This window comes from Streptomyces sp. KLMMK (genome assembly GCF_036961605.1).
Taxonomy (GTDB): domain Bacteria; phylum Actinomycetota; class Actinomycetes; order Streptomycetales; family Streptomycetaceae; genus Streptomyces; species Streptomyces telluris.
In genome coordinates this window covers 1-5,753 of record NZ_JBAMDC010000403.1, presented here as the reverse complement: position 1 = coordinate 5,753, position 5,753 = coordinate 1, and the positions used below count along the sequence as shown (strand labels likewise).

The window sequence follows — 5,753 nt, the reverse complement described above, 5'->3', positions numbered from 1 at the left end:
CGAACGCTCCCGCGAACCGCACCCGCGTGGCAGCATTTTCAGCACGGTCGGCGGTGACACCCGCCGATTCGAGGGGGGCTGATGACGTGCCGGAGCCTGTGAGACGGCCCTTGGGGATCGAGGGCATCGAGGCGCTCTACCAGGAATGCCGCACCATGGTCCAGGACGGCCGTGCGGGGCGGGGCGGGCGCGGACTGCCGGTGCTGGTGCTCGTCGGCACCCGCGGCAGCGGGCGCACCGCGGCGCTGGCCTGGCTCGGCTACCTCGGCTCCCACCGCCCCCACGCCTTCTACGACTTCGCCTCCGCCGGGCCGCGCCGGCCGCACGAGGTCGCGGGCCGCCTCGCCTACGGGCTCTCGCACCGCTTCGCCCGCCAGCCCGCCCTGCTCTTCCCCCGTCTCACCCTGGGCCTGCTCGTCGTCGACCCCGGGCTCTCGCTGGACGCCAACGACTCCCGGCGGGCCGGCCACCAGCTGCGCCGCGCCCTGCACGAGGCCCGCGAGAACACCGCCGCGGCCGACCGGGCCGCCGACGTCGCTGGTCTCCTGCAGGACCTCAACCTCCTGCAGATCCCCGGCATCGGCCTGCTGGCCGGGCTGATCCGCCGTCCGCCGCGGCTCCCGCTCAGCATCGCCCGGCGCACCGGCTTCTCCTGGTACGCGGGCCCCCACGCCCCGGTGGACGAACTGGTCGCCCTCAACCAGCTGAGCAAGAGCGCGACCGACGTCGACCGGGCCGCGGTGGACCGGCGGCTGTGCGAGGCGTTCCTCGCCGATCTGCGCGGCGAGTACGCACGCCGCCGCCGCGACCGCAACTGCGCGGTCCTCCTGGACAACGTCGACGCCGAAGGCGGCCGGGAATTCCTCGACCTGCTCGTGCGGCTGCGCGACGAGAGCGGCGCCCCCGACCCGCTGCTGGCCGTCGCCACCGCCTCCGACACCGGGCGGATCCCCGGCCCCTTCGCCCGCGGGCCGGCCGGGGTGTGGATCCGCTCGCCCGAGCAGGCCTCCTACGCCGACTGGGAGCGGTCCGTCCCCGACCCGCCGCCCGACGCCTCCTGGCACTGGTACTGCGTCCAGCTGCGCGACCTGACCGCGGCCGAGGTCTCCCAGCTCGGTGCCTCGATCGCCGACCGCCTGCCCGAGGCCCCGCCGCTGGCCCACCGGCTGACGCACGGTCACGCGTGGAGCGCCGGCCGGCTGCTGGAGGCGGCGGCACGCATATCCGGCCGCGGCGACGGCGAGGCCCTGCTGCGCGGGATCCTCGCCACCCCCGCCCCCTCCGCCGACGACGAGTCCGAGGCCGAGCCGCTCGACCGCGTCATCCTGCGCGACCTCCTGGACGGCATGAACGAGGAGCAGCGCGCCGCGCTCGTCGTGTGCTCGGCCGCCCGCGAGTTCGACGCCGCCTGGGACGCCGACCTGCTCGAATCCTTCACCCTGCGCACGCGCAACAGCCTCGCCCGCGAGACGGGCACCCGGCTGTGGCTCGTCGATCCCGTCCCCCAGGACGCCGGCGCCCGCGGCGGCCGCGGCTCCGGCTACCTGGAGAACTCCCACCCCCGCCCGCTGTCCGGCAGGCCGGTCCTGCACCCGTGGCTGCGCCTGCTGCTCCTGCAGGAGCTGGCCCGCAGCCGCTCCCGCTGGGACGAGACCCACGAGCAGCTGCAGGTCTGGCACATGCTCTACGGCCACCCGCTGGACGTGCGCTACCACGCGCTCGCCCTCGGCCAGCTCGACGACGTCGTCGACCACCTCGCCCGCAGCCTGACGGAACTGCCCGACACCGACGCCTGGCTCTACGAGCTGTACGCGGTCACGGCCGCACCGCTGCGCATGCCGGTCCTGCCCGAGCGGACGGCCACGCTGCGGGTGGACCGGGTCGCCGAGGAGCTGGCCCCGCGCTCCTTCGCCGAGCGCCGGGCCCTGACCATGCTGGTGGCCGCCCTGTGGCTGGCGGGCGACGCGCGCAACCGGCTGCCCGCCGCGCGCCCCGAACTCAACGACACCATCGGCTCGATGTTCCAGAGCCTGGCCATGCACTCCGATCCCCGCAGGGTGGGGCTCAGGCACGAGGCCGCGAAGTACATCTGAGCGCGCCCCGGCAGCGCGCGACCACCGCCGTCCGCAAGGAGCCCGCATCATGCCCGTGACCCCTGGACGACTCGACGCGCTGCCTCCCTGGTGGAAGGGGTGGCCGGGGATGGCCGCGCTGGTCCTCGTCCTGGCCCTCCTGGCCGGCGGCGCCTTCTGGCTGCTGGGCACGGACGAGGGGGAGGACCGCTGCGCCGGCGACCAGCCGGGCCTGGTGTGGGCCGGCTCCGGCCGGGACCGCGAGTGCATAGGCGTCGTCAACGAGACGGCCTACGCCTTCGCCCCCGAGCTCAAGGAGGTCACCGAGAAGATCGCCGCGGAGAACCGGCGCGTGCGCGACCAGTGGGAGAAGCCCGGTGCGGGCAAGACCCCCGTCCCCTACGTCAAGGTCGGCCTGCTGACCCCGATGACCGCGAGCGACAGCAGCGTGCTGCCCATCGAGGAGATCAAGAGCAGCCTCGAAGGCGCCTACACCGCGCAGTGCCGGGCCAACGCCTGCCCGTCCCTGTCCGCGGTGAACGCCACCGGCGTCCACGGGCGGACCCCGCAGATCCAGCTGGTCCTCGCCAGCGAGGGCAGGAACCAGCTCCACTGGCGGCCCGTCGTCGAACGGCTGGCGGACATGACCGGCGGGGCCCACCCGCTGGTGGCCGTCGCCGGCATGGGCGTCAGCGTGCCCGAGACGCAGAGCGCGGCCGACGAGCTCGCCAAGCGGAAGATCCCCGCGATCGGCGCCGTGCTGACCGCGACCAACGTCAACTCGGAGCGCCTGTTCAAGGTCTCGCCGTCCAACACCGACTACGCCAAGGCGCTGCGGCAGCGCCTGGACCGGCTGCCCGCCGAACAGCGCCGCGGCTACCTGGTCTTCGACAGCCGGGACGACAACTACGTACGGACCATGCGCAAGGCGTACGACGACGTCTTCGCCGACTACATCGACAAGCGCCGCGTCTCCTTCGTGGGCACCACCGGCCCCCGCACCGACGGCGTGCCCAGCCTGTTCTTCAACGCCTTCAACAACATCTGCCTGACCAAGTCCGAGCTGGTCTTCTACGCGGGGCGCGGCCGCGACCTCTCCGACCTCGTGCGGTCGCTGTCCTCGCGCAGCCAGTGCGGGCACGACAAGCCCATCACGATCCTCGCGGGCTCGCAGGGGGCCGTGCAGCAGGCGAACGACGTGATGGGGCTGCTCAAGGACAGCAAGATCACCATCATGCAGGCCTCGGCGACGAGCACGGAGCAGTGGATCAAGGGGGTCGAGGCGCCGAGCGGCTTCAAGTCCTTCCACCAGAGCTTCCGCGACCTGAAGTTCCCCGACAAGGAGCTCGCCGACGGCTATGCCGTCATGCACCACGACTCCGTGCTGACGGCTGTGTGGGCGCTGCGCATGGTCACCGGCCAGACCGGCCGCGAGACGCCGAGCGTGCAGGACGTCTACAACCAGCTCACCAACCTCCACGACGCCGCCGTGGTCCCCGCCGCGAGCGGGGACCTCAGCTTCGACGACGCCTCCGACGGCTGGCCGCACAACAAGCCGGTGCCCATCATCCTGGCCCCCGGCGGCTCCCCGGGGCCCGGGCCGCTGTACAAGACCCCGTAGGGCGGCGCCCCGCGGGCCCCCGCCCGCCGGGAACTAGCGCCCCAGTTTCCGCTTGAGCTCGGCCTTGTTCATGTTCGACCGGCCGTGGATGTTGCGGCGCTGGGCCTCGGCGTACAGCTGGTCGTAGGTGGGTCCCTCGGCGCCGCTGTGGGAGCGCTGCCCGCCCCGCTTCGAGGAGGACATGTCCTGGGTCGAGGACTTGCTCGCCGTCTTCGACTCGCCGGACCGGGCCCGCTCCTTGTTGACGGTGCGCGCGGCGATCTCCTTGGCGCGCCTGGTGCTCTCCCCGCGCTCCTCGGCGCTCTCCTTGATGTGCTCGTACTGCCGCTCGCGCTTGGGACTCGAACCTCGGGGCATGATGTCTCTCCTTGTCCATGTTCCTATGGATTTCTCACCCTGCCCGTGGCCCCGGGAGCCTGCAACCGGTCGGCCCGGGCAGGGCGCCGGCTCACCACAGGGCCAGCAGCGAGACCAGCCCGATGCCGGCCACCGTCCAGGCCACGTAGTCGCCGACGTGCCCGGAGTGCAGCCGCCGCAGCGGTGCGCTCCAGGGCACGGTCCGCGAGGACAGGCCCACGGACCGGGCGGCGAGGGCGACGGCGAGCGCGGCCGACAGCAGGCCCAGGCCCGCACCGGTCCACGTCCACCAGTCGTACGGGCCCTCCGGCCGCCCGGCGGGGCCGCCGTCGAGCACCGCCGCCGCGTAGCCGGCGTGGTCCGTGAAGGCCTCCGCCGCGGCCGTGACGGCGCCGGTGAGCGCGGGCACCGTGCCGACGGCGAGCGACCCGGCCAGCAGCAGCGCCGCCACCGTCACCATGGGCACGGGAGGGCGGCGTACGCGGCGGCCCGTCTCGGGCTCCTCCTCCCCGCCGGTGGTCTCCGGCCCCTCGTCGTCCTCACGTCCCGCCTGCCCCGCCCCGAGGAAGACACGCGCGGCCACCCGTAGCACCGCCCCGCCGGTCACCGCCGAGACGAGTACGAACAGGGCGGGCAGCCAGGGGGACTGCTCCTCCACGAGCGCCTTGCCCAGGCTCGTGCCGAACGGCGGCAGCCCGGCGAGCGCGAGCCCGCCGGCGGCGAAGAGCAGGCCGGTGACGGGGGTGTCGCGGCCCTTGCCGTGCAGCTCGCACTCGTCGACGCTGCCGTGGCGGTCGAGCAGGATGCCGGTGCACGCGAACAGCGCGGCTTTCGCCCCGGCGTGCCCGAGGACGTAGAGCGCGGTGCCGGCGATCCCGTGCGGGGTCAGCAGGGCGACGCCGACGAGGAACAGCCCGGTGTGCGCCACCGTGGAGAACGCCAGCAGCCGCTTGACGTGCCGCTGCTGCCAGCACATCAGCGCACCGACGAGGGCGCTCGCCACCCCCAGGACCAGGAGGGTGCGCCGGGCCCCGGCCGCCGGGACGCCGCCGGGCCCGGCGAAGACGGTCGTCCAGACGCGTGCGGCGCCGTAGCCGCCCATCTCCACCATGACGCCGGACAGCAGCATGCACACCGGCGTCGGCGCCACGGCGTGCGCGTCCGGCAGCCAGAAGTGGAACGGCACGGCCGCGGCCTTCACCAGCAGCCCCGTCAGCACCAGCACGAACGCGGCGACGACCAGGGCGTCGCCGCCGTGCCCGGCTGCTCCGGCCGCTCTGTCCAGTTCCAGGCCGACCTGAGCCATGCCCAGCTCGCCCGTGCGCGCGTACAGCAGGCCGATGCCGAGCAGGGTCGCGTACCCGCCGAGGGAGTTGACGAAGCCGAAGACCAGCGCGCCCTGCACGGGCCGGGCCTCCTCGACGCGGTAGCCGGTCAGGGCGTACCCGACGACGCCCATCAGCTCGAAGAAGACGAACGCGTCGAAGAGGTCCCCGGTCAGCGCGAAGCCGCACATGCCGCTCTGGAAGAGCAGCACCAGAGCGGGGAAGGCGCCGCCGTGACCGTGCGGCGGCTCGTCGAAGTAGCGCCAGGAGTAGGCGAGCACGGCGACGACGAGCAGCGAGGTGAGCGCGGCGAGGCCCAGCCCGATGCGGTCGCCGACCAGCACGATCCCGACGCTGTGGCCGTCCTGCGGGCGCCAG

General features: G+C 73.8%; 4 protein-coding genes. 2 read left to right on the top strand and 2 right to left on the bottom strand.

All coding sequences use genetic code 11. The features are described from left to right. Positions 1–86: 86 nt before the first annotated feature. A complete protein-coding gene (locus V7793_RS32190; RefSeq protein ID WP_336013245.1) occupies positions 87–2,093 on the top strand; it encodes a hypothetical protein in 2,007 nt (668 codons plus the stop codon). Between the two features lie 49 nt (positions 2,094–2,142). Beyond that, positions 2,143–3,693: an ABC transporter substrate-binding protein gene (locus tag V7793_RS32185; RefSeq protein ID WP_336013244.1), complete on the top strand. Its 1,551-nt coding sequence runs from the start codon at positions 2,143–2,145 to the stop codon at positions 3,691–3,693. Positions 3,694–3,726: 33 nt separating this feature from the next. On the opposite strand, the gene V7793_RS32180 is transcribed toward V7793_RS32185, so the two are convergent. Continuing rightward, entirely contained in the window at positions 3,727–4,050 is a 324-nt protein-coding gene (locus V7793_RS32180; RefSeq protein ID WP_336013243.1) for a plasmid stabilization protein, read from the bottom strand. 91 nt (positions 4,051–4,141) lie between these two features. After that, the coding region (locus V7793_RS32175; RefSeq protein WP_336013242.1) for a complex I subunit 5 family protein at positions 4,142–5,753 on the bottom strand (1,612 nt) is incomplete at its 5' end.